This is a genomic window from Streptomyces sp. NPDC048506 (assembly GCF_040651315.1).
Taxonomy (GTDB): domain Bacteria; phylum Actinomycetota; class Actinomycetes; order Streptomycetales; family Streptomycetaceae; genus Streptomyces.
Map to the genome: position 1 here is coordinate 60700 of NZ_JBEZIX010000009.1, position 21353 is coordinate 82052.

The 21353-nt window shown below is 64.8% G+C and carries 22 protein-coding genes; 7 read left to right on the top strand and 15 right to left on the bottom strand.

What is annotated here, in order from left to right:
• The first annotated feature begins 232 nt into the window (after positions 1–232).
• A complete protein-coding gene (locus AB0C96_RS09365) occupies positions 233–796 on the top strand; it encodes a hypothetical protein (RefSeq protein ID WP_362915337.1) in 564 nt (187 codons plus the stop codon).
• Between the two features lie 179 nt (positions 797–975).
• Here the strand turns inward: AB0C96_RS09365 and AB0C96_RS09370 are convergent, their stop codons facing one another.
• Genes AB0C96_RS09370 through AB0C96_RS09390 form a run of 5 tightly spaced genes read right to left on the bottom strand, consistent with a single transcriptional unit; the run spans position 976 to position 2815 of the window.
• The gene (locus tag AB0C96_RS09370) at positions 976–1404 is read right to left on the bottom strand and encodes a hypothetical protein (RefSeq protein ID WP_362915338.1); all 429 of its coding nucleotides are present in this window, start codon (positions 1402–1404) and stop codon (positions 976–978) included.
• Positions 1401–1640: a hypothetical protein gene (locus AB0C96_RS09375; RefSeq protein WP_362915340.1), complete on the bottom strand. Its 240-nt coding sequence runs from the start codon at positions 1638–1640 to the stop codon at positions 1401–1403. Before AB0C96_RS09375 ends, AB0C96_RS09370 begins: the two co-directional genes overlap by 4 nt.
• Entirely contained in the window at positions 1637–2071 is a 435-nt protein-coding gene (locus tag AB0C96_RS09380; RefSeq protein WP_362915342.1) for an HK97 gp10 family phage protein, read from the bottom strand. The genes AB0C96_RS09375 and AB0C96_RS09380 overlap by 4 nt, the downstream gene beginning before the upstream one ends.
• A complete protein-coding gene (locus tag AB0C96_RS09385) occupies positions 2035–2454 on the bottom strand; it encodes a DUF6093 family protein (RefSeq protein WP_362915344.1) in 420 nt (139 codons plus the stop codon). Before AB0C96_RS09385 ends, AB0C96_RS09380 begins: the two co-directional genes overlap by 37 nt.
• On the bottom strand, positions 2444–2815 hold the full coding sequence (locus tag AB0C96_RS09390; protein ID WP_362915346.1) for a hypothetical protein: 372 nt from the start codon (positions 2813–2815) through the stop codon (positions 2444–2446). The genes AB0C96_RS09385 and AB0C96_RS09390 overlap by 11 nt, the downstream gene beginning before the upstream one ends.
• A 70-nt stretch (positions 2816–2885) precedes the next feature.
• Here AB0C96_RS09390 and AB0C96_RS09395 point away from each other — a divergent pair, with 70 nt between their 5' ends.
• Together AB0C96_RS09395 and AB0C96_RS09400 are read left to right on the top strand one after the other, a co-directional pair.
• The gene (locus AB0C96_RS09395; RefSeq protein WP_362915348.1) at positions 2886–3401 is read left to right on the top strand and encodes a hypothetical protein; all 516 of its coding nucleotides are present in this window, start codon (positions 2886–2888) and stop codon (positions 3399–3401) included.
• Positions 3401–4588: a hypothetical protein gene (locus AB0C96_RS09400; RefSeq protein WP_362915349.1), complete on the top strand. Its 1188-nt coding sequence runs from the start codon at positions 3401–3403 to the stop codon at positions 4586–4588. Before AB0C96_RS09395 ends, AB0C96_RS09400 begins: the two co-directional genes overlap by 1 nt.
• Positions 4589–4845: 257 nt before the next feature.
• Here the strand turns inward: AB0C96_RS09400 and AB0C96_RS09405 are convergent, their stop codons facing one another.
• The 5 genes from AB0C96_RS09405 to AB0C96_RS09425 form a co-directional block, all read right to left on the bottom strand.
• On the bottom strand, positions 4846–6246 hold the full coding sequence (locus AB0C96_RS09405) for a hypothetical protein (protein ID WP_362915351.1): 1401 nt from the start codon (positions 6244–6246) through the stop codon (positions 4846–4848).
• Between the two features lie 155 nt (positions 6247–6401).
• Positions 6402–7454: a phosphotransferase gene (locus tag AB0C96_RS09410; RefSeq protein WP_362915352.1), complete on the bottom strand. Its 1053-nt coding sequence runs from the start codon at positions 7452–7454 to the stop codon at positions 6402–6404.
• A gap of 288 nt (positions 7455–7742) precedes the next feature.
• Positions 7743–9269, bottom strand: coding sequence for an amino acid permease (locus AB0C96_RS09415; protein ID WP_362915354.1), 1527 nt, complete (start codon positions 9267–9269; stop codon positions 7743–7745).
• A gap of 79 nt (positions 9270–9348) precedes the next feature.
• Positions 9349–9987, bottom strand: coding sequence for a hypothetical protein (locus tag AB0C96_RS09420; protein WP_362915356.1), 639 nt, complete (start codon positions 9985–9987; stop codon positions 9349–9351).
• Between the two features lie 552 nt (positions 9988–10539).
• Positions 10540–10734, bottom strand: coding sequence for a hypothetical protein (locus AB0C96_RS09425; RefSeq protein WP_362915358.1), 195 nt, complete (start codon positions 10732–10734; stop codon positions 10540–10542).
• A 512-nt stretch (positions 10735–11246) separates the two neighbouring features.
• Here AB0C96_RS09425 and AB0C96_RS09430 point away from each other — a divergent pair.
• The 4 genes from AB0C96_RS09430 to AB0C96_RS09445 all read left to right on the top strand — a co-directional run bounded on the left by AB0C96_RS09430 (position 11247) and on the right by AB0C96_RS09445 (position 14921).
• Positions 11247–12557: a helix-turn-helix transcriptional regulator gene (locus AB0C96_RS09430; protein WP_362915360.1), complete on the top strand. Its 1311-nt coding sequence runs from the start codon at positions 11247–11249 to the stop codon at positions 12555–12557.
• Positions 12558–12573: 16 nt separating this feature from the next.
• Positions 12574–13275, top strand: a complete 702-nt coding sequence (locus tag AB0C96_RS09435; protein ID WP_362915361.1) for a 2'-5' RNA ligase family protein — start codon at positions 12574–12576, stop codon at positions 13273–13275.
• Between the two features lie 197 nt (positions 13276–13472).
• The gene (locus AB0C96_RS09440) at positions 13473–14192 is read left to right on the top strand and encodes an HAD hydrolase-like protein (protein WP_362915363.1); all 720 of its coding nucleotides are present in this window, start codon (positions 13473–13475) and stop codon (positions 14190–14192) included.
• A gap of 69 nt (positions 14193–14261) precedes the next feature.
• Positions 14262–14921 carry an HAD family hydrolase gene (locus AB0C96_RS09445; protein WP_362915365.1) on the top strand — a complete coding sequence of 220 codons (660 nt, stop codon included), beginning with the start codon at positions 14262–14264 and terminating at the stop codon, positions 14919–14921.
• Positions 14922–15088: 167 nt separating this feature from the next.
• On the opposite strand, the gene tyrS is transcribed toward AB0C96_RS09445, so the two are convergent.
• The 5 genes from tyrS to AB0C96_RS09470 form a co-directional block, all read right to left on the bottom strand.
• Positions 15089–16357, bottom strand: coding sequence for a tyrosine--tRNA ligase (gene tyrS / locus AB0C96_RS09450; RefSeq protein WP_362915367.1), 1269 nt, complete (start codon positions 16355–16357; stop codon positions 15089–15091).
• Positions 16358–16493: 136 nt separating this feature from the next.
• A complete protein-coding gene (locus tag AB0C96_RS09455; RefSeq protein WP_362915369.1) occupies positions 16494–17636 on the bottom strand; it encodes a glycosyltransferase in 1143 nt (380 codons plus the stop codon).
• A gap of 4 nt (positions 17637–17640) precedes the next feature.
• Positions 17641–18594 (bottom strand): aminoglycoside phosphotransferase family protein, encoded by a 954-nt coding sequence (locus AB0C96_RS09460; RefSeq protein WP_362915371.1) that lies wholly within the window; start codon positions 18592–18594, stop codon positions 17641–17643.
• Positions 18591–19655: a hypothetical protein gene (locus AB0C96_RS09465; protein WP_362915373.1), complete on the bottom strand. Its 1065-nt coding sequence runs from the start codon at positions 19653–19655 to the stop codon at positions 18591–18593. Before AB0C96_RS09465 ends, AB0C96_RS09460 begins: the two co-directional genes overlap by 4 nt.
• Positions 19652–21334 carry a pyridoxal-dependent decarboxylase gene (locus AB0C96_RS09470; protein ID WP_362915375.1) on the bottom strand — a complete coding sequence of 561 codons (1683 nt, stop codon included), beginning with the start codon at positions 21332–21334 and terminating at the stop codon, positions 19652–19654. Before AB0C96_RS09470 ends, AB0C96_RS09465 begins: the two co-directional genes overlap by 4 nt.
• Positions 21335–21353 lie beyond the last annotated feature (19 nt).

Here is a 21353-nt window from a genome sequence, read left to right on the forward strand (position 1 = left end):
ACGGCAGCCAGACGTGCGAGTTGGGGTGGCCCCGTCCCTCGACGACGAGTCGGGGAACCGGCCCATCCCTGATCGGGTGGGCGTCCGCGCGGGGCCTCCGCGGTGAGGATGCGGGCTAGCTCAACCAGAGACGGCAAGCCCGAGCCACTGCATGTAGATCACCTTACTGTCGGCAAGCGGCACAGCCTCCAGCCAGACCTGCGCCGTCAGGGCCCTTGTCTACTGTGGCCTCATGGATGCGGCGTTGGCGGGGCTTAGCGGAACGGTGATCGGTGCACTGATCGGTGGATCAGCGGCCTTCTTCGGACCGCTCTTCTTGCAGAGGCGTAAGGAGCGGTTCGACGGGCGCAAGGATTTGAGGAACGAAACGGCCCGAAGGGTCGACCTCGTCAACGACGTCGGGCTCCGATGCCGTGCCTGGCTGGTCTACCTCGTTCGTGTCCTGCAAGACGCGGAGGCAGGCAGGACAGTGACCTTGGCTGAGTTCGACGAGAAGTGCGAGGGGCTGCGGTCGGCAGCGGAGAGTGCTCTCGCACAGGCTGCACATGCCGGGTACGAGCTGTCTCACAGCGGCCTTGCCGATGCTCTGCGGGGTACGGAAGATCAGGTGCGAGTAGCCCTCCTTCTTCCGCCTCGTCCCCAAGCTTTGGCGCAGTTGCGAAATGAGGCAAGCGCCTATTTCCCCCCTAGGGAAGTGGTCAGGATGCGCATGCTGGAGGAGGTTGTCCACCACGCGGATCCCACGAACCCGCTGGCTGGAACAATCTTCGAGAACCGCCGAGCAACGCTGCCCTAGGCATCGCGTGGCTCCGACCACAAGCGTCTGCCAGACGGGCAGGTTGTTGTGCCTGCCCCCGGGGTCGAACCGGGAACTCTGCGGCCGATATCCCCAACAGGGGCCGGTACCGCGCACCTCTACCAATTGGGTCAGGCGGGCCGGGCGTCGTCCGAGTCGGACGGCAGGAGAGTCAGGTCTTACCCGGTGGCGCTCAGCCGGTATCGCTGCGCGCTGGTCACCACGCCCTGGGCGGAGGCGGTGGTGTCGGTGCCGTCGTCGGCATCCAGCTCGCGCCCCCAGACATCAACTCCGCGTATCTCCAGCGGATACCGCCACGCGCCCGACGGCACGCGCTCCAGGACGGCTCGACGCCCCCGGTCAGCCATCCACTCCGCCTGATCGGTACGGCCAGCGACCGAGGTCAGCTGATAGACGAGTTCTGCATCCTCTGACGCATCCGCCAGCGGCGCACCGCCCAACGGTCCGCCGAGCGGATACAGCACCGTGTACGGCACCTCGGCAGGTTTCCCGTTCACCAACGGCAGCACGCCGAGACCGCACGGTCGGCCCGTCGCCTTCACGATCAGGTGTTGGAGCGCCTCAGACACTGGCGCGCGGTCGATCATTCGCCGTCCTCGGTGAAGAACGAGGCAGCGGGCCCTTCGATGGACAGCGCGCCGTAGCGGCACAGGCCCAGCGCATCCCACTCCGGCATGCCGGGAGTTGTCAGCACGGACAGGGACCGCTCACCTTCGTCGTCCAGCACCTCGGCGACGACAACCGCTCGGGCCAGCATGCCCCGCTCGTGCTCGGCCAGGACCTCGGCGAGCGACTGCTCCATGTCCACGGTCAGCGCACTCACAGCGCCTCCGTCACGGCGTGCCCGAGAGCCCGCACCAGTGCTGGCCCGGTCTGGTCAACAGCCGGCCCCAGGTGCGGATAAGGCGGCTGGTTGTAGTGCCGGCCGAGGCTGTCGACGCCGACGAAGCCGAACTCCAGACGCCGAGCCTGCCGTGCCGCAGTGCCCACCTCGGCAACGACAACGGGACCCGCGCGGTGCACGTCGCTCATCCACGAAGCCCGGTACTTGCCAGTGACCACGCGGGGACCAGGGCGCCCTGACGCATTGTGCTGCACACGCTTCACCAGAGCCTGGGCACTGTGCCGCATCACCGTCTCCGTCGCCGACAGCGAACGCTGCGCCCCACGGTCCAAAGCCGAAGCCAACGCTGCCGCGTCCGTGAACACGCCGCCACTCACGAGGCGGCCTTCCGGTTGTGCTCCTCCAGCCACACCGTCCGCAGCACAGGGAACGAAGACACCTCACCGAGGGCCGTCACCCGGTACGTGCGGCCAACCGCCTGCTCGTCCCGAGCCTCCTCGACCAGTACGGAGTCGTCCTCCTGCACCTCCGGGGCGGAGAGCGGCATCAGCATCCGGTAGCCGGGCCGTACCTCTTCCACCCAAGCCCCGTCGTGGCTCCCCTTGCCGCGGATGCGCTCCTGATGCGCATACAGGCCAGCCCTGTCGGCGTACACGAGCAAAGGCGGTGCGGGAACCAGATCACCAGTCTCCGGATCCAGCATGTCCTCCCCGCTGCCGCGGGTGACCTTCACCCTGTCCGGCATCAGGTGACGCTCCGCGAACCGGGCTATGCCCGTCTGATCAAGCAGCACCCGCAGCCCACTCCCTCAGCTGTGCCAGCACACCGCGAGTCAGCTCGCCCGGTTTCCCGTCCAGGTCGCCACGGTCGAGCACCGCATCATCGAGTTGCCGCCAGTCCACGCTGTCGAGGAATCCGATGACGACGTGCCGCACGTCGGCCGGCTCCAGGAGCACCTCGGCCAGCCCCTCGAACTGCATGCCCTTCCAGCCCTGCTGCACATACAGCGTGACCTCAGGCCCCTCATCTACCGTCTGCGTGATCCGGTACGCCTCAACGGCGGACGCCACATCGTGACCGTCGACCTCGATGACTGCCCCTTCTCCGGGGGCTGCAGTGATTCGTACGCGGCGGGAGTCCTGGTACACGCTCATGGTTCGGAGCCTAAGTGCGCCAAGAGCAGCCGCTTTGTCTCATTCGGCGGCATCCGGATGGTTCCGGGCGATGACCGACATGCGCCTCTTACAGCGGGTGAGAGACGATCTCTCCACAGGTGAGAACCCGGAAATCTACGTCACTGCACTCCTCTCGCTGACCCTGGCTGTGCTCGGAGCCTTCAGCGTGGCCAGCGGCGAGGTGCTCTCCGCTGCCACCTTGACGATGTTCGCCCTCCTGGCTGGCAGCCTGCTGGGTGGTTGGCAGCAGGTCGCTGAATTTGCGGCCCAGATATGGGAGCGGGCCCTGGCGGAGGTTTCGGTAGAGGACTTCTTCTGGTACGGGCACTTTCAGGCCGAGTGCGAGCGCGTACGGCGGTCGGGCGCCCGGCCGACACCTCGGACGGCTTTCCCGGCACACCGAGCAGTTGAGAAGCTGTATTCCTCAACCCCTTCGCGGGGTGTCTCGACATCTACATCACCGCAGATGATCGACAAGCATACCGAGTACGCCCGGAGTAGTGTAGATACGTCAGGCGCCATCCAGATCGCCGCACTGGCTTTACATTTTCCAGTGGGAGAGTAATGTCGCCCAACGATGCCAACCCTCAGCAGGTTACCGAAGAAAAGCTCTCATTGCTCAAAGAGGGCTTTGATGAGGTATTGGACGCCACAAAGCATCAAGACGATAAGATCGCCAGGCTGCTGACCGGTGTGGCTTTCTTGACGGCCGCCGTCCTTGCGCTAGCGGCTCTCAACTCTGGAACATATGCCGCTCGCGTGTTCCGCGTAGATCCCTACCATGTACCTCTTGCTCTAATTTTCATCTCTATTTTTCTGCTTGGAGTGGCTGTTTCTGTCGTAATCCTGCTTGCGGGACTCACGCAACCGCTGGGCTTGCCGGGCATAACGAACCCCAGTATAAAAGGCGCTCAACTTCAATACTCGCAACTCTATTTTCTGCACATCTCGCAGGTGACGCGCGATGAGTGGAAGCGGATATGGGAGGAGCAGTCTTCGGGCGAACTGCGGGAGAAGCGCCTAGAGTCCCTAATATTCGAGGTCCACAGTCTTGCCAACCGTACAACTTACAAGAATGATCGCACCACTGAGGGTGTGTCGGTTTTCTCCTTGTCGCTACTGGCCTTCGGCGGGGCAATTATTTCGATGGCTGCCAGCGTCAACCAAGGAGGGACGCGCGAAGTCGAACTGAATCTATTCGTGAGACTCGCTCTGAGTCTACTCTTCGGTATCTACTTCTGGCTGCAACTGGCCCTCCGCATTAGGAAACAAAGGCAAGAGATGCGAGGAGATGAAACGGCGGATACTGAGCGGCTTTATAGATGCAGGAATCTCTACGCTATCACGGTGGCATTGCTAATAGCTGGAGCCCTCATATATGCGGAACCCTGGTATCCGGATCTATGGCTTGCACTGATGGCTATTATCGGGATCGTGAATCTTTCCCTGTGTGTGGCCGCGATCAGGGGGACATCCAGGAACTCTGCTGAATTGAAGCATATTGTTAAGTATGCGCCGTTTTATGTCACCTTGGTACTTCTGGGAGGGGCCCTGGTCAGCGGGGCAAATGGCTGGTATGCAGGGCAACTCCTTTCAGTTGGGGTTGCCGTGCTGGCTTTGCTCGTTCCGGGATTGGTCAGGACCACTCTTGCGAGCAAACAGTGGCGCCGAGCAGCGCAGGACCGCAACCCGCCACCAACTGCGCCCGCCGCCGGCATTCAACCAGACGCCCAGCGTGATAGAGGCGCATAGGAGGTCGCTGGATCTGCCGTTCAATACCGCGGCGGCTCTGCAACTCCTTCATGCTGCCAACCAGCGACAAAGGCATCCTGGGTGGCCGACGTTCACTGCCGTACGGTGAAGCATGTCCTATCCGAGTTGCTGGCTGCATACTCGAACGTGCTCCGCCCCGACATGTAGGGGCGGAGCACATCCCTATGCCTGTGCGCTCCGGCTTGCCGAGGAATACCTCTTCGCCTCATGCAGGTACCCAGCACGTCTTCATTTCGTTAGGAAGCCGTGGGCGCCTCGGCCAGGAGCCAGAGTGTCGTCTCCGAGAGCAGGGCCGGCTCCGGGGGCCATGGCGCGGCCAGTTTGCGTCCGGTCATGGCCCCGGCGTCCCGCAGCTCGGCGCCGGGGGCGCAGATGGCGGACAGAAGTCCCGTGAACAGGCTGAGCCCGTAGGCGTGTTGGACGTACTCGGCTTCATCGGCTTGGTGAGGCTTGTCACCGTTCTTCACGGCAGCGGCGCCGTAATGCTTCTGGGTGACCCTCACCGCGTCGAGGATGCTGTCGCCGGTAAGGAACAAGGTGATCTTGGTGATGTCCTGGATCATGCGCGCGGGCTCGCCGTAGTTGGAGATGATCACCAACTCAGCGTCCGCGGGGCCGTCACCGGCGACGTCGTCGAGACAGGCCAGCTGGAGGTGAATGGTGCCGCCGTCGTCGATGACCATGCCGAGGCCCGGGGCAGGCAGGACCTCGGGGAGGTCAGCCGGAACATGATCGATGGCGGTCGCCTGCAGGGGCAGGGTAGTCAGGACACTGTGGCGGCCGCCGCTGCGCCAGGCTCCAAGGGCTGCGATGCGGGGCCCGTCCCACATGGCCTTCTCCACCGGCGCGTTGTACATCGTCATGAGCCAGGTCGACACGCGCATACTCGGCACCCAGCACCACGACTGCCACTGCCCGTGCTCACGCACGCGCAGCTCCTCCAGGCTCTCGAAGATCCCCAAATACCTCTGGAGGGCCTGCATCTCCAGCCGATGCCAGTGATCGGCGGCCTCTCGATAGATATGGGCGGTGCGCCGTTGCTCGGCTTCGAGCTGGTGGTCGAGTGCGGCATCGAAGACGCCGTGGGAGACCTTCTTCGGGGTGGCGGCGACCTCCGCCGGGGGCTCGAACCTGTCGGTCTGCTGATCTATGTCCCGCATCTTCTGCGCGGCGCGCTCGGTGATGTCCTGGCGTGCGGCTTCGGCCCCGCCGGTGGCGACCTGGACGCCACGCTTCCTCGCCCGCTGTTCCTTCAACGCCTGAGTGATGGTGGCCTGAGGTCGCTGCTCGGATAGCTCGGTGCTGCCCGCGGTCAGTGCGTACCAGGCAGCCACCACGGTGCGCAGTGGAACTGCCGAGTAGATCAGCCCGGAGGGAAGGTTTTCGTCACACAGGCGCGTGTCGAAGAAGGGGAGGAACGGCAAGTGCAGGTCAAAGTCCGGGTTCATGGGTACCAGCCGGCCCCGCGTGGCTGCGTCCGGCTCCTGAGCCTCGTCTGGCAAGGCCGTCCACCAGGTCAGATGCACACCGGGGTTGAAGCCCGGCATGGCGGGACCCCAGGTGACCGCGACCATGGGGTTCGAGCCGACGTGCATCAATGGCTCTTCGGGCACGAGCATGCCGGACGGCGCGGGCACGATGTCTGGGGTGAACGGCAGGGAGACCGACCAGTCCTGGCCGACCGCGCGAGCTGCAGAATGGCCACGGCGACCACCGCCAGCACGTGGACCGCGGACCGCATCCGAGCGGTGAGCTCACCACCGGCGAACAGTTCGGATAGGACGGGCCCTGGTCATGACCTGTCCCACCTGCCCGGCCTGATCTCTGCGAGCGCGACTTCGATGTCTTCGAGCTCGTCAAGGAGGCGACGGATGGTGACCTGTCGCTCGAACCAGTACCGCCGCAGGTCGACCTCCGCCGGGGCGGGCAGACCATATTCGGCTGTGGTGGCCCCGTACAGGCTGAACAGCAGATACAGCAGAGCGACGCGGGCGCAGGCCCGTACGTCGGCATAGGGCAGTCGCGGGTTCTCGAATAGGTAGGCGCCTACCAGGCGGATGGCTCTCTGCCGCCAGGACGGGCTGTTCGCCACAGTCCGAGGGTCGAACGCTGCGCGCCCCAGCTCCCATGCAGGCAGGCAGGTTTCCCCCTGGAAGTCCAGGACCGCAGTGATCACATCTTCCTGAGCCAGGAGGTTCGTGCGCGTGAAATCAGCGTGCCCGGCCTGGACCACAAGCTGGTCGGGCAAGCCGCTACGGAGACGGGGCACATGGGTTTGCAGGTCGTCTCGGCGCTGCTTCAGCTCTCCACGAAGCCGGCAAAGCTGCGGATCGTGTTGATCGATCGCGCGGGCCAGGACGGTCTCGGTCGCTGCGAGTGCGGTGTCGATGGGCGCGGTCCGCCATCTGGTTTGCCGAATGCGCGCCGGCGGTGGATACGAGGCCAGAGCGGTGTGGATGCGGCCGAGCAGCAGGCCAATGTACTGGGCACGCTGCAGGGTCATCGGCCCGGTCGCGACACGGCCGGTCATCTCGTCGGTCACCACCCAGGCGGTGCCGTCAACGCGGGTGATGATCTCTCCGTCCTGGTTGGGCCAGACTCTCGGGGTGGGGACGTGGCCGTTGCGGCAGAACTCCGACATGGTCCACGCGGTCTTGGCTTGCCGTAGGTCGGCGGACGAGAGGTACTGCTTGACGAAGATCCGGCGAGAGTCGGAGAGAGTGACGCGCCGGTTGATGGTCTCAGTGCCGATCGGCACAAGTTCAGCGGAGCTCACGTCGGCGCCGTACCGGTCGGACAGGACCTTGGCGAGGAGCTCGTCGCCGCGCACGGTCTCGTCGTGCATGTGCGTCACCATGCGGCAGTGAGGTGGGGACGCTCGGCCCGCAGGCTGTCGGTCACCGTGGACAGCAGGCTGCGGTACGCGGTGGGAAGGGGCTTCACGGTGGGTGCGCCTTTCTGTTCACAACAAGACCCGTATGGCGCTGCTGGAATGAGCTGCCGCACGAGGTCGTCCAGGTCGTGCTTGTCTCTTCAGCCCGGGAACGGGCGGCCGAGGCATTGCCGGGGCGGCAGCTGTGCAACACCGCCGCCCCGCCGTCTGCCACCTACAGGAGGTGGATCAACGCGCCGGCTAACGTGTCGCTCCCTGCGAGGCGGGCAACGGCGGAGTGCTGTTCTTCGGGTGGGTCGGGTTGAGGAACCACCTTCTGGCGGTGGCCAGCCACCACGTGCCGGAGAAGGCGAGCACGACACCGACCGCGATGGGCGCGTAGTTGAATGTCTCGATGGTCACCGGGGCGGCCTGCGGCAGCATGAACAGCACGGTGATCACTACAACCCAGGTCACCGCGAGCACGCCGACGGGCTTGGACCAGCGGCCCAGATGCCACGGGCCGCGTCGGAAGGACTCCCCCTGACGCAGTCGCAGCAGTGTCGGGATGACGTAGGCGATATAGAGACCGATCGTCGCGATAGAGGTGACGGCCGCGTACGCGGTGCTGTTGAACAGGTAGGGCAGGCCGAGAACGAAGGCACCGCCGGCGGCGAGCCAGACCGCGTTGGTCGGGGTCCGAGTCCCCGGATGCAGCTTGTGCCACACCTTGGAGAAGGGCAGAGCACCGTCGCGTGAGAAGGCATAGATCATCCGCGAGTTGGCCGTCACCGATGCCATGCCGCAGAACAACTGGGCGCCGATCACGATAAGCAACATCATCTTGCCCGCGCTCTCGCCCAGAGCGTCCATGAAGATCTGCGCCGGCGGCACCCCCGTCTTCGACTCCAGCGCGCCGGTGTAGGACTGGATGGCGAAGGTCAGGCCGAACAGCAGGACAAAACCGGCCGCCCAGGAGACAAGAATGGAGCGGACGATGCCCTTCGGTCCCTCCACAGAGGCGTTCTTCGTCTCCTCCGTCATGTGGGCGGAGGCGTCGTACCCGGTGAAGGTGTACTGGGCCATCAACAAGCCGATCAAGCCGACGTAGACGGCAGAGCCCCAACCAGTGTTGTTGACGAACTCGGTGAACACGAACACCGGGGACTGGTGGTGGTCGGGGACGAGCAGGAGCACGCCGACGATCACTACCACGCCGATCAGATGCCACCAGACACTGACAGTGTTGAAGAAACCCACGACGCGCACACGGAAGGTGTTCACGAAGGCGTGCAGCACAAGGATGACGCCGAAAAGCGTGATGGTGTGCCCCGGGGTGGCGGCGTAGCCGAACTGAAGATTCAGGTAGGCGTTGAGGAAAGAGGCGGCGCCAAAGTCGACGCCCGCGGTTACAGCGATCTGGCCGAGGGTGTTGAACCAGCCGGTGAACCATGCCCAGGCGGGCGCCGACCTGTGGGGAGCGAGCTTGTGGGCCCAGAAGTATAAGCCGGCGCTCGTCGGGTAGCTGGAGCAGACTTCCGCCATGGCTAGCCCGACGAAGAGGGTCATCAGCCCAACGATGGCCCAGCCCCACATGATCAGGGCAGGGCCGCCGGTGTTCATGCCGAAGCCGTACATGGTCAGGCAGCCGGAGAGGATGCTGATGATGGTGAACGAGACGGCGAAGTTCTGACGCCCGGACATCGAGCGGTCCAGGGTCTGAGTGATGCCGAGTTCGGCGAGGCGCTCTTCTTCCGAAGGAGTAACGCTTGGTATGTCCAAGGGCATTCGGCTGATTCCTTCATCTTCATCGGAGCTAACTGATGGGACGGCAACGGAGGCTGAGGCTCCGTGGTGGCGGTGCGAACTACGGCGCTGAAGCTTTGACAGCCCAGGCGCGGTGGCGGTTGAACAGCAGTAGGGCGTCTCCGCAATAGCTCCATGGCACGTCGGTGGCGTACGGGCCGATGGCATCGAAGACTTCGCCGGCTTCGCGATGCCGGTTCGCGAACGACAGTGCGTGGGCCAGGTAGTTGGCGTCCTCGTGGAATGCGGCGTGAGGACGGTTTGGGGCTCGATAGGACCACCAGTTGTCCCACGCCTGCCAGGTCGACGGATTATCCGTCCAGGGGTGAACGGTCAGTCCGTAGCGGTGCCCCTCCACTTCCATCCGCTGCCGGTGCGACTCGGCGAGGGCGATCAGGGGCAGGACATGCGCTGGGAGGCCGCGCGGGGCGTGAGTGCACCGTTCCTGCACCCAGTGGAACATCTCGCCTCCCGTGCCGTGCCAGGAGGGGAACATGTAGGTGAGGAGTTCGTGGTGCGCCTCCCGGTTCCACGGGTCGCGCTGTTCAACCTGCTGCCACAGCTGTCGCACCGTTGCACGCCATTCGCGGTCACGGGGCGGCGAGTGAAAGCGGGTCAAGGCGAGCATCACAACGTACGGTGATGGGTCGCTCGGCATCGCCTCAGCGACGGCATCGCACGTCTCCCAGGCCTGTTCCATCGCCTCACTGCGCCCCCGTCCCCGACCGGCAACCATCGACCGCAAAGCTTGCACATGAGCCAAGAGAGCCAGAGCATGCGGAGACCGCGGCTCAGCCTGCGCCCATGTGTCAGCGAACGTCAGCCGTACCCCGACACGAGCGAGGACCTGGAGGCGGAAGATGCGCCGGTCCCAGTCCGCGCCCGTCGAAGTCAGCAGCTCACGGGCACCTTCCCAGCGGCCCATAGCCGCGTCCTCGACCACCACCCGTAATGGGGCATCATCGCGCGCAGGGTGCCTGTCGAGGGCTGGCTTACGGGTGCTCACGGCCGTCTCGCCTGCCAGGACGCCAGCGAGATCCCCGCGAGAACCGGAAGCGTCGTCGATGCGAAGTGGCCCCGTTGGTCCGCCAAAAGCTTTCGAGGCAACGAGCATCGGGCCGCTTCCTGCTCGGCCAGGGCGCGCTCATCGTGGGTCGGCATCATTAGTAGTCCTTGGCTCACGTCTGGTTGGCGAAGGGACCGTCAGGACACAGGTAAAGGGAGGGGCCTCGCCCGCGCCCCGACGGCCGGTCTAGAAGTCGAGCTTTTCGATCAGATGGACCACGCCTTGCACGCCGTCCCTGATGTGCGGCGCCACGGAGCTCCCGGCCAGGAAAAAGCCGAACAGGACGCACACAATGGCCTGGCTCACGTTCAGCTCGGCCTTCTTCACCAGGAGGAAGACGATCAGGCCCAGGAGCACCACGGCGGAGAAGCTAACGATCACGGACCACCTCTGACGAGATCCGCGTGCCACAACGCGGGAGGGGCCGCCGCGCTGCCTCCCGCGGGCGATCCCACGGCAGGGACTGTGCCATCCGTACGTATAGGGCCGAGGACACCTTGGGCTCCGGTGGACGAGTTCAGGGACAACTGGTGATCCACAGCACCAAGGCTCAGGAGTACGCCCGAATGATCCGCTCTCGGGCGGTTCGACGACGCCGTGCACTGCGGGAGTCCCAGAGTGATGGGAAAACGCCCCGTGCACACATTTCCCTGGTGATATCACTGATGTGATTCGGGTTTCAGAAAGGGCCGTTGAGGCCGCGCACCCTGCGGAGGGAGGCCATCAAGGTGTCTTGGCAAGCCAAACGGCACTGCGACGAGTGCGGTTGCCCATTGAGCCAGTACAACCCGGAGCCTCTGTGCGCGCCGTGCACTCGGGCTCTACGCCCTCCACAGCACCAGTCTGTTGCCGTCCCCGACAGGGTTTGGTGGGACGAAGAAGTCCGTGAAGCGTTGGCCGCCTGGGACTTTGGCCAGGTAAGTCGCCTTGTCAGGCAACGCGGATCCCTCCGGCAGGAAGACCTCTCGAACCTCACCGGGCTCAGCCAGGCGTACCTCTCCATGCTGGAGTCCGGAGCCCGCACGCTGACCCACATCGACAAGATCGTCCAGTTCCTCTCCGGACTGGGTGCGCCGGCGGAACTCGTCCCGCTACCGCTCCCACAGCAGTCAGCCCAACTGGCAGACAGGGGACTGCACAACCAGGCCGACCACAGCCTCGACCCGAGCAGGCCACGGGAGGCTCGCGCTTGGGAGAGTCCGCTCGACGTAGCGAAGAGGCTGAATTCGACCACGTCCTCAAACATCGACCCGGCGACGGTCGCAGTGCTGGAACAGAGCGCGGCTGATCTGGTCGACCGGTACGAAGCCGAGGGCCCCCACCGGCTCGCCCCTGAAGCTGTCGATTTACGCAACTTCGTTCAGGATCGGCTGGACGGGCGTCAGCCGCCACGACAGCGCGCGGCCCTCTTCCGCGTGGCAGCTCAAGCCTCCGGGCTCCTCGGCTACATGGCCGTCAACGCGGGTCGCGAGTCGGTGGCGGAGGCGTACTGCAAGGAAGCGGAGGCGCTGGCGAAGGAGATCGCTGACCTTGAGTTGCTCATGTGGATTCAGGGCACGCGATCACTCAACGCCTACTACGCCGGCCACTATGACCATGCCGTGCAATGGGCGGAGGCAGGTCTGGCAATCGCACCGGGGAACCCGCAGGCCATTCGACTCCAGTCCAATGGGCGCGCCCGAGCTCTCGGCAAGCTCGGCGACCGGTCCGGAGCGATACGTGCAATCGCCTCCGCCGAGGAACTCAGTGGTCACCATTCGGTCCCTGCGGGGCTTACTTCCTGTATCTCCTTCGAGCCGTACGGCACCGCCCGCACGCTGGCGAACGCCGCGACCGTCCATGTCGCACTCGCTGACGCGCCTCGCGTGCTTGCCTACGCGGAACAGATCGACGACCTGGTGGAGCACTCCGACTCTGCATGGAGCCAAGCACTGGTCCGTCTGGACGTCGCAACCGCGCTGCTGACCGGCCCCCGGCCGGACGTCGAGCAGGCGATGGCCCTCGGTCGTCAGGTCCTCGAAGCCGGCGGCGGCCCCCCGATCCGCTCGGTGGTCCAGCGGGCCGGAGACCTGCTCGCCGGAGCCGAAACCTGGCAGAGGGTGCCGGCCGTGCGGGAATACGAAGACGCGCTCCGGTCCTGGCAGTCTGCTCCACAGGCGAAGGAGCTCGCGAGGTCTGACAGGATGGCTCGGCCGACTGCGTAGACGAGAGGGGCGCTGGATGCAGCTTGTGGCCGACCCTGGTGTCTTCCCTCCCGCGCCTCCGAGTGACCCGAATGATGCGTCCGTCATTGTGGCGCACGACTGGGCGGCTTTCGACCAGGTCGAGGAGATGACCAACCACTGGGACCGCCCCGGATGGTCTAGCAACACCCGCGCCTACTACTGGATGCTCACGTTCCCCGATGCGCCCGCACTCATCGATCAGGCTCGTCTTTGCCATAGCGCGCTGAGTCACCTGAGATTCGATGAGGTCGACGAAGACGGTCTGCATGTGACGCTCGGCCGCATTGGCCGTACCGATGAGATCTCCGAAGCGCAGCTGGAAGCCCTGATCGCTGCCGCTTCGAATAATGCACTAGAGGCGTTTACTCTCCACGCCGTACCGCTCACAGCCTCCCGTGGGGCCGTTCGTTACAGCGTCGTTCCCTGGACCCCTATCCTTCACCTGCACGCAGCCCTTGCGACGGCCGGTGCTGAGTCGGGTCTACCGCCCCGAAAGCCGACCTCGATCCTGCGTCCGCACCTCGGCATCGCCTACTGTAACCGCCCCATTCCCGCGCAGCGTGTCCGTGAGGCCGTCCGGCCATTGAGGGACCTCGACGCGGTAGAGGTACCCGTTCAACAGGTACAACTGGTTGAACTCCGACGCGAAGGCCGCACCTACAGGTGGGATGTCGTTCACCCGCTGGCGCTTCGATGATTTGCATGGATCGCTGTCCTTGGAGGCTTCATTACAGCTTTGTACAGGTCTCTCGACCTGGCCGTACAGCTTCAGTTCGCGTATCTCAACGAGCATGTTGAAGCGGTTCTCAGCGACCTCGCAGCGATGGGCGACGCCACGTACGCTCAAGAGCTACTGGACCGTGCCGCCGCCGTGACGGGAGCGAGGAATCGCACGTGACCGACAACCAACAGACCCTCGTCCTCTGGGACATTGACCGTACGCTGCTCTACGTCGGTGACATCGACCGTCAGGTGTACCGCGAAGCCTTCGCCGAAGTCGTCGGCCGCCCAGCCGAACACCTGCCGGCCCGCGGTACAGGCGTCACCATGCCCCTCGCGATCCGGTCGCTGCTCCTGGACAACGGTGTGCCCGAGGCAGCCGTCCCTGACCTGTTGCCGCGCATCGTGGAGTTGCTGCCCAAACGGCTCGCGGCCCACAGCGAAGACCTACGGCAGCAAGGAGTTCTCATGCCTGGTGCGAGGGCCGCACTCCAAGCCATCCACGACGACCCGCGCTTGGTGCCAACGGCCGTTACCGGAAATCTCAAGCCGAATGCGATGCTGAAGCTCGCGGCCTTCGACCTCGACAGGTACCTCGACACCGAGATCGGCGGATTCGCCTCCGACGATGACCATCGGCCCGCGCTCGTGGGCATCGCACAGGGACGCGCACAGGCCAAGCACGGGACGGCCTTCACGCGTTCGAACACGGTGATCATCGGAGACTCCCTTGAGGACGTCCGCACGGGACTTGAGGGCGGCGCCTCGGTTCTCGGTGTGCCCTCGGGCAAGACCTCCGCACATGACCTCAAGGAAGCGGGGGCCGAGGTTGTCCTCGACAGCCTGGAAAACGTACAGCAGCTGGTGGCTGCGATCGCTGCCGTCACACCCTGAACAGGCACCCCTCGCCTGGAGAGCGACAGTCCTGTCAGCCCCATACGCCGCGGGTCTACACTGCCGATCATGACGCAGAGCCCTGTCGAGCTGGTGATCTTCGATTGTGACGGCGTACTGGTGGACAGCGAGCGGATATGCGTCAAAGTGGACGCGATGATCATGGCTGAACTGGGATGCACGTTCACCGAGGAAGAGATCATCGAGAAGTTCGTGGGCTCGTCTACCGAGGTCTACACGGCCGCCGTAGAGGCACAGCTTGGACGGCGTCTGGAGAAGGACTGGCTGCAGCAATACGAGCATCTGTATGAGGCGGCCTTCGAAGCGGAACTGACCGCCGTCGATGGCGTCGCAGAAGCCCTGAACAGCCTCATCACACCCGTCTGCGTCGCATCGAACACTCACCACGCCGGCATCCGGAGAAACCTGGAGATCGCCGCGCTGAGCGACCACTTCGAGGAGCGCATCTTCAGCGCAGACGACGTCCCCCGAGGCAAGCCTGCCCCCGACCTCTTCCTGCACGCTGCTCGCTCCATGGGCGTGGAGCCAGAGCGGTGCGCGGTGATCGAGGACAGCGCGTACGGCGTTCAGGCAGCACGTGCCGCCGGCATGCGGGCCTTCGGCTATTGCGGCGGCCTCACACCGGCCACGCGACTGGAAGGACCAGGCACGACCCTGTTCGACGATATGCGCGACCTGCCCAAGCTGCTGGCCCTCGCTACGCACTGAACTCAGCAGTGCGTCGCAGGCAATCGGACCGGCCGCTGCGCCATTCACGACCGGTCCGCGGGTTGTTGCCAACGGGCCTGCTTACCTCACGGTAGCCGTAGCCCAGCTTCGTGAGACGGAGGTGCTCCTCCCGCTCACGAAACTGGGCTTCCATCTCCCGGTCTGCGTCAGGCCCCGGTGACCTCGATCGCCGCCAGGTTCTTCTTGCCCCGGCGAAGCACCAGCCAGCGTCCGTGGAGCAGCTCGTCAGCCGTGGCCACCGTGTCCTCGGAGGTCACCTTCACGTTGTTCACGTAGGCGCCGCCCTCCTTCACGGTGCGGCGGGCGGCCGACTTGCTGGCCGCAAGGCCAACCTCCGCGAACAGATCGGTCACCAGGCCGAGCTCGCTCACCTTGGCGTTCGGGAGCTCGGAGAGCGCGGCGGCCAGTGTCGCCTCGTCGAGGTCGGCGAGTTTGCCCTGCCCGAACAGCGCCTTCGACGCGGCGATCACGGCGGCGCACTGGTCGGCGCCGTGCACCAGCGTGGTCAGCTCCTCGGCGAGCGCACGCTGCGCGGTACGGGCTTGCGGCCGCTCCTGGGTCACCTTCTCCAACTCCTCAAGCTCCTCGCGGGTCTTGAAGGAGAGGATGCGCATGTACCGGGAGATGTCCTGGTCGTCAGTGTTCAGCCAGAACTGGTAGAACGCGTACGGCGTGGTCATCTCCGGGTCAAGCCACAGCGTGCCGGTCTCCGTCTTGCCGAACTTGGTGCCGTCCGCCTTCGTCAACAGTGGCGTCGCGAGCGCGTGCACCTCGGCGTGCGGCTCCATGCGGTGGATCAGATCCAGGCCAGCCGTGAGGTTGCCCCACTGGTCGCTGCCGCCCGTCTGGAGGGTGCAGCCGTACCGCCGGTACAGCTCCAGGAAGTCCATACCCTGGAGCAACTGGTAGCTGAACTCCGTGAAGCTAATGCCTTGGTCGGACGCCAGGCGCTGGGCGACCGAGTCCTTGGTGAGCATCTTGTTCACCCGGAAGTGCTTGCCGATGTCCCGCAGGAACCCGATCACGGTCAGGCCCGAGGTCCAGTCCAGGTTGTTGACCATGGTCGCCGCATTGTCGCCCTCAAAGGAGAGGAACGGCTCGATCTGCGCGCGCAGCCGGGTCACCCACTGGGCGATGGTCTCTGGGTCGTTCAGGGTGCGCTCGGCGGTCGGCCGAGGGTCACCGATGTGGCCGGTCGCGCCGCCCACGAGTGCCAGCGGCCGGTGCCCGGCCTGCTGGAGCCGGCGGAGGGTGAGCACCTGGACGAGGTGGCCCACGTGCAGGCTGGCCGCGGTCGGGTCGAAGCCGCAATAGAACGTGACGGGACCATCCGCGAGAGCCTTGCGCAATGCATCCTGGTCAGTGGCATGGGCGATCAGCCCGCGCCACTGGAACTCGTCGACGATGGCCGTCACGGTCCTGTGTCTCCTAGAGTCGCGTGTGTTCAGTGTGGCGGCCAGTGTAGTGCTCCAGGCTGCCATCCGTGTTTGTACTGGTCAGCGGCCGTTTGCGAGCAGCGACCAGGTCGCCGCACACCCGGAGTGTTCTGGTTCACGCCATCCCGAACCATACGTCGAGTAGTCGACCGATCACAGCTTCGCTGTGATCGCGATAGTCACGCACGAGTGCTTTGCCGTCGGCCACGAGTCGGGTACGGAGCACGGGATCATGATCGATCGCGTCGATGATCTGCCCGAAATCCCGTGCGGCCCGCTTGATGTCGTCCGCAGAAACCAGGGGATACAGCACATTGCCTTCGAGCTCGTAGCCGGCGATCGGTGGCGGGGAGACGAACATCGCGGCATTTCCCAGCTCGGGCAGGCTGCCTATTCGGTGGGCCACGACAGGTACTCCTGACTCCATTGCTTCAAGCGCGACTCGTGGGAGACCTTCCGGGCCGAGGGACGGTAGGAGCAGGATCCTGGTGAGGTTGTAGATCGTGGCGGGGTCCGGGCTGAAGGCTGCCACTTGGACGTTCGGCGAGGGCGGCGCGTACGGCGGGACATCGGGCCAGGTCTCCACGACAAGGTAGGCGTCGTTGGGGCGCTGATGAATGAGCGCGTCCCAGACACGCCGGCCCTTGATGGGGTGGTGGTTGATCAATGTCAGGGACCGGCCCTCCGTGCCCGCGGGGGCCAGGCTGACTCGTCGCTCGGGCAGGAGGTTAGGGAGCACCTGCGCCGGCACGCCGGTCTGGCTGTGGAAGGCGTCGGCGATCGTCTGGCTGACCGCGTGCACACTGGCCTGCCGCATCAGATCGTAGTAATGCCGGAGCTCGTCGGCGGGGTGGTCATGGCTTGTGGGGTAGAGCTGGTCGGTCACGAGCACTGCTACATGCCGGCCACTCGCGAGGCATTCGTCCAGCACGGCACGATGCGCTTCGTTGAGCCGGACTGCGCAGGAGTTGAGCAGGATCACGTCGGGGTCCAGATCCTTCAGAAGATCTCGAAGAGCCTGCCGGTACGCGCTCGCTGGCCCCGGGGCGCCGATGAAGGTTTCGTGGACAGTGCAACCCTGGACAGTCCGGGTTCTGCGCTCGATTCCAGGTTTTGTGTGTTGGGCGATGCAGGCGAGGCTGGCCGGGCGGCCTCGGCTGATGACGCGTTGCAGTAGCTCGCGAACTTGAAGGAACAGGCCATTGGTGAAGCCCTCGCGGGTGAAGTCGTCGAGACTCACGAAGACGGTTCCGGGCATGGCGCTACTCCTTGTGGGCCGCCGCGGCGGCGAAGAAATCGAGCAAGGTCCAGAGCCGGGTGGCGATCTTGCTGTCAGCCGAGGGCGGGCCGGTGACGCTGAGGGGGCTGGGGGAGAGCATTTTGAGGCTGGCGATCGCTGAGTACAGGTCGAATATGCGCTGCCGTACGGGGCCGACGCACAACGGCGCGGCAACTTGTTCGATGCAGTCCGCCTCCGGTCCACGGGCCAGAAGGCCGGCGCGAGCGACGCCGAGGGGGTAAAGGGCGTCACCGAACCCGAGCTCGTCCAGGTCGACGATCGCCGTGACCCTCCCGCCATCCACCAACACATTCTGGTGAGTGGCATCGATCAGGTAGGGCAAAGGGTCGATGCGATCGAACTCGGGGCGTAGCTCGCCGATGGTTTTGCGGATTTCTCCGATGGCCGGCCTCTGTCGCTGCGAGGGCGTTAGCTGATCGATTGCGCCTGTGAAGTACTCCCAGAGCACGTCCGACCAGCGGGGGTGGCAGCGAATGTCGCTGTAACTAGCGATGCCGCCGAATCCGGGACCGGACGGAAGGTCGCTCATGCGGTGTCGGATGTCGAGCAGGTCGTCGGCAACTGTGCGCTTCTCCGCGGCCGTAAGGTCGGCGTAGACGTTGCAGAGATCATCCCCTGGGGCTTGCTCAACGAGCATGATCGGCCAGGGCAGTACGGTCCCGGTTAGGTCCATGGACAGCACGCGGGGAACGGGCACTCCCACCCGAGCGAGCTGGCGCCGCCAATACGCGAATCCCGCGAAGCACTCGGCGCGGTCGTGTCGAGTGATCCGCGCAATCACGGACTCACCGGACTTCAACCCCACCGTGAACACGAAGTGGCTGCGGCCCATCGAGATTCGGCAGGCGGTCACGGCCTCTTGGCGCAGGCACCGACTGGCAGCCTGTAGAACTTCCTGCTCTGTGGGGGGCTTCATGGCAGGAGCAATTCTGTTGCCGCGAGCGGGATAACACTCAGGCTGGCGTAGCCTCGAAAGAATGACCAGGTCGTCTCGAAGTCGTCGGTGCTGACAATCAGGCCGGGCACGCCGAGGCAACCCGCGAGGTGGCCCAGACCGCTGTCGCACCCCACGAAAAGACGGCATGACAGCAGCCGGGTGACCATCTCGGGAAGCTCTGCCCGTACGTAGGTCAGATCTTGGCCGAGGTAGTCCTGGGTATCAGGGCCGCCGAGGACCTGGACTTCGCCGTGTGCTGCAACCTGGTTCAGGAGCCGTCGGGCGAAGTGTCGCGGCAGCGGGGTGCTGGAACGTGCATCGAGCTGGCAATACACCACGTTTTCTTGGCCACTTGGCGTTGGTGCTTCACGGAGAGGAAGTGGCGGCACTCGGTGGCGGACTCGTCCCCCGAAGGTGTCGGTGACGGCGTGGTTGAACCGGTCTAGCCATGGGAGGCTCCACGAAGATCGGGCGAAGATCGCGTCACCATTGATCGCTTCGCTGGGCGAAGGGGCGTAGCTCACTCGTCCACATGAGAACACCTCGACAACTTCGGCGAGGATAGGCGAACCGGTGACGGCAACTGATGCTATGGCGTTGTCGCGGCAGTAGTGCTCCAGGCCAGTGACGATGCCCAGCGCATCGCCGAGACGATTGTGCCGGGCGAACCGCATCACGGATCCGTCGGGGAGCGTCGTTGGCAGCGGCGTGTCCGCCTCTGATGGAACTCTTGCCGCATCGGTGAGCTGTTCGCTCAGGCAGCGCAGGCCACGTTGGCCGCAGCGCCACGTCCGGGGAACTGCCGGGATGTCCACTGCAGGCTTCTGGTGGGCATCGACAAAGCGCACCTCGTCGAATCCAAATTCCTCGATGAGTTCTCCGATCGCTGGTGGGCCGCTCACCTCGACTTGGGGTATTCCATGCATTCGGGCGTAGGAGGCCAGGCCAGCCGTCAACTCGACGCAGTCACGGGTGGGGAGGTCGGCGGCGGCGAAGTGCGTCGGCAGCTCTTCTCTTCCGTTGATCGATGGTCGGTTCACCGGGCCTCCTCGTGCGCGTCTGTATCCGGATGAATGGCGTCGAACTGTCGCTTGCCCTTGAGGAGGCGCACAATCAGCTCCCTGGCGTGAGAACCGGAGAAGTACGGGTTGAGGGAGTACACCCGCAGAGCCACGACCGGCTCGCCAGTCGGGGTGTAGAACGCCGCGGAGGTCTTGCTCAGCGCGATCTGCTCGACCTCCGGTACGCGTTGACGCGATAGCCACGCGAACAGGTCAGACGTGTACTGGTTTATTCGGCGCACCGAGCTGGTGTCGCTGAAGTCCTCCTCGGTAACGGCCGGGTCATCCGGCGGGTAACAGCGCAAGAACACATCCGGGCCGTACGAATGTTTGTTGATGGCTGTCATGTCGCGAGCTGCCAGGACATCAACGTGTCGTCGAAGGGCTTCGGCTGTCTCAAGCGCGTGACCGAGAAGTTTCCGCATTCCCTGCTTGCCCAGGGCCTGCAAGCCAACCCAGGTCGCGACCATGTTCGCCGCTGACCTGGACGTTTCCAGTGTGAAGGTCCCAGGGTTGTACGCGTCCTTGTCATGGAACAGCGGAGTCATGACTCCGCCGTCGCGACGTAGCCGCGAGAAGTCTCGCCCGTCTCGCATGATGATCATGCTGGACGTGTACGGCGCGAAACCGGTCTTGTGGAAATCGGTTCCGAACGAGTCGGCGTGCCGGACTGTTCTCAGACGCTCCACAAGCCGTGAGAGTTTCGCCACCACGGGCGGGCTGAATCCGAGGGGATTGCGATGCAGGTCGTAGTCGATGAAGCAGAGATAGGCCCACCCGACGACGGTGTCTGCATGCACATGGGGCGTGTAATCCAATCCATATTCGGCGGCCAGCCGATCCCGCATCGCAGCGATCTCGCCGAAGTCATCAACGGCCATATTGGAGGTCGTCCCGCCGGCGCCCATGATGCATGCGAGTCGGTGCCCGCGTGCCAGCACGTCGCGGCAGGCCGCTTCCATCGACTCCAGGTCTGTGGTCTGGTCGGGCAGCGACGCAGCGGATATGTAGTTCTGGGTACCGATCCCAAGCCACGCGCAGGCGGACTTCTGCGAGTAGTGCGCCGGCCAGGAACCGACGACGGCCATCCCAGGCTCGATCCCCCGCTCGGCGTGGTCGGGCTGCGCCTTGGAGATGGCGACGTTGATCGCGTACAGGTTGGTCGCAGTACCCCCGAACGTGAACAGGCCACCTGCCTGATTGGGGTCGTACCCCGCCAGCCGCGCCATCGCCTGGGCACAGGACAGCTCGGCGGTAAGGGTCTCGGCGGCGTCCTCTCCGGTGACGCCGTTCGGCATGAACAACGACACCGCGCACAGCGCCGCCAGGTTGACGAACGACGGCGGCGGAACGACGTTCTTGGCGAACATGTGGTGATGCACCTTGACCGACCCAGCCAGCCACCAACGCAGTTGGCTGAGAACCGTCTCCGAGGCGACAGGGTCCTCCAGCAGGTGTCCGCCACCCACCGGTGAACGCCCGTCTTCCTGGTCCCAGCGCGGATACACGGGCCCCGCACCCTGATGGTTCAGCGCCTCATCGAGGGCACAGCGGATGAGCTCGACAAGCACGTCGGCGTTGTCGCCATCGGGGCGCAGAAACAGGCCATTGCGCCAGTCTGCGAAACCATCGCCATACCCGGAGCAATCAGTTGTCATCGCGGACCCCAGTGCCTTG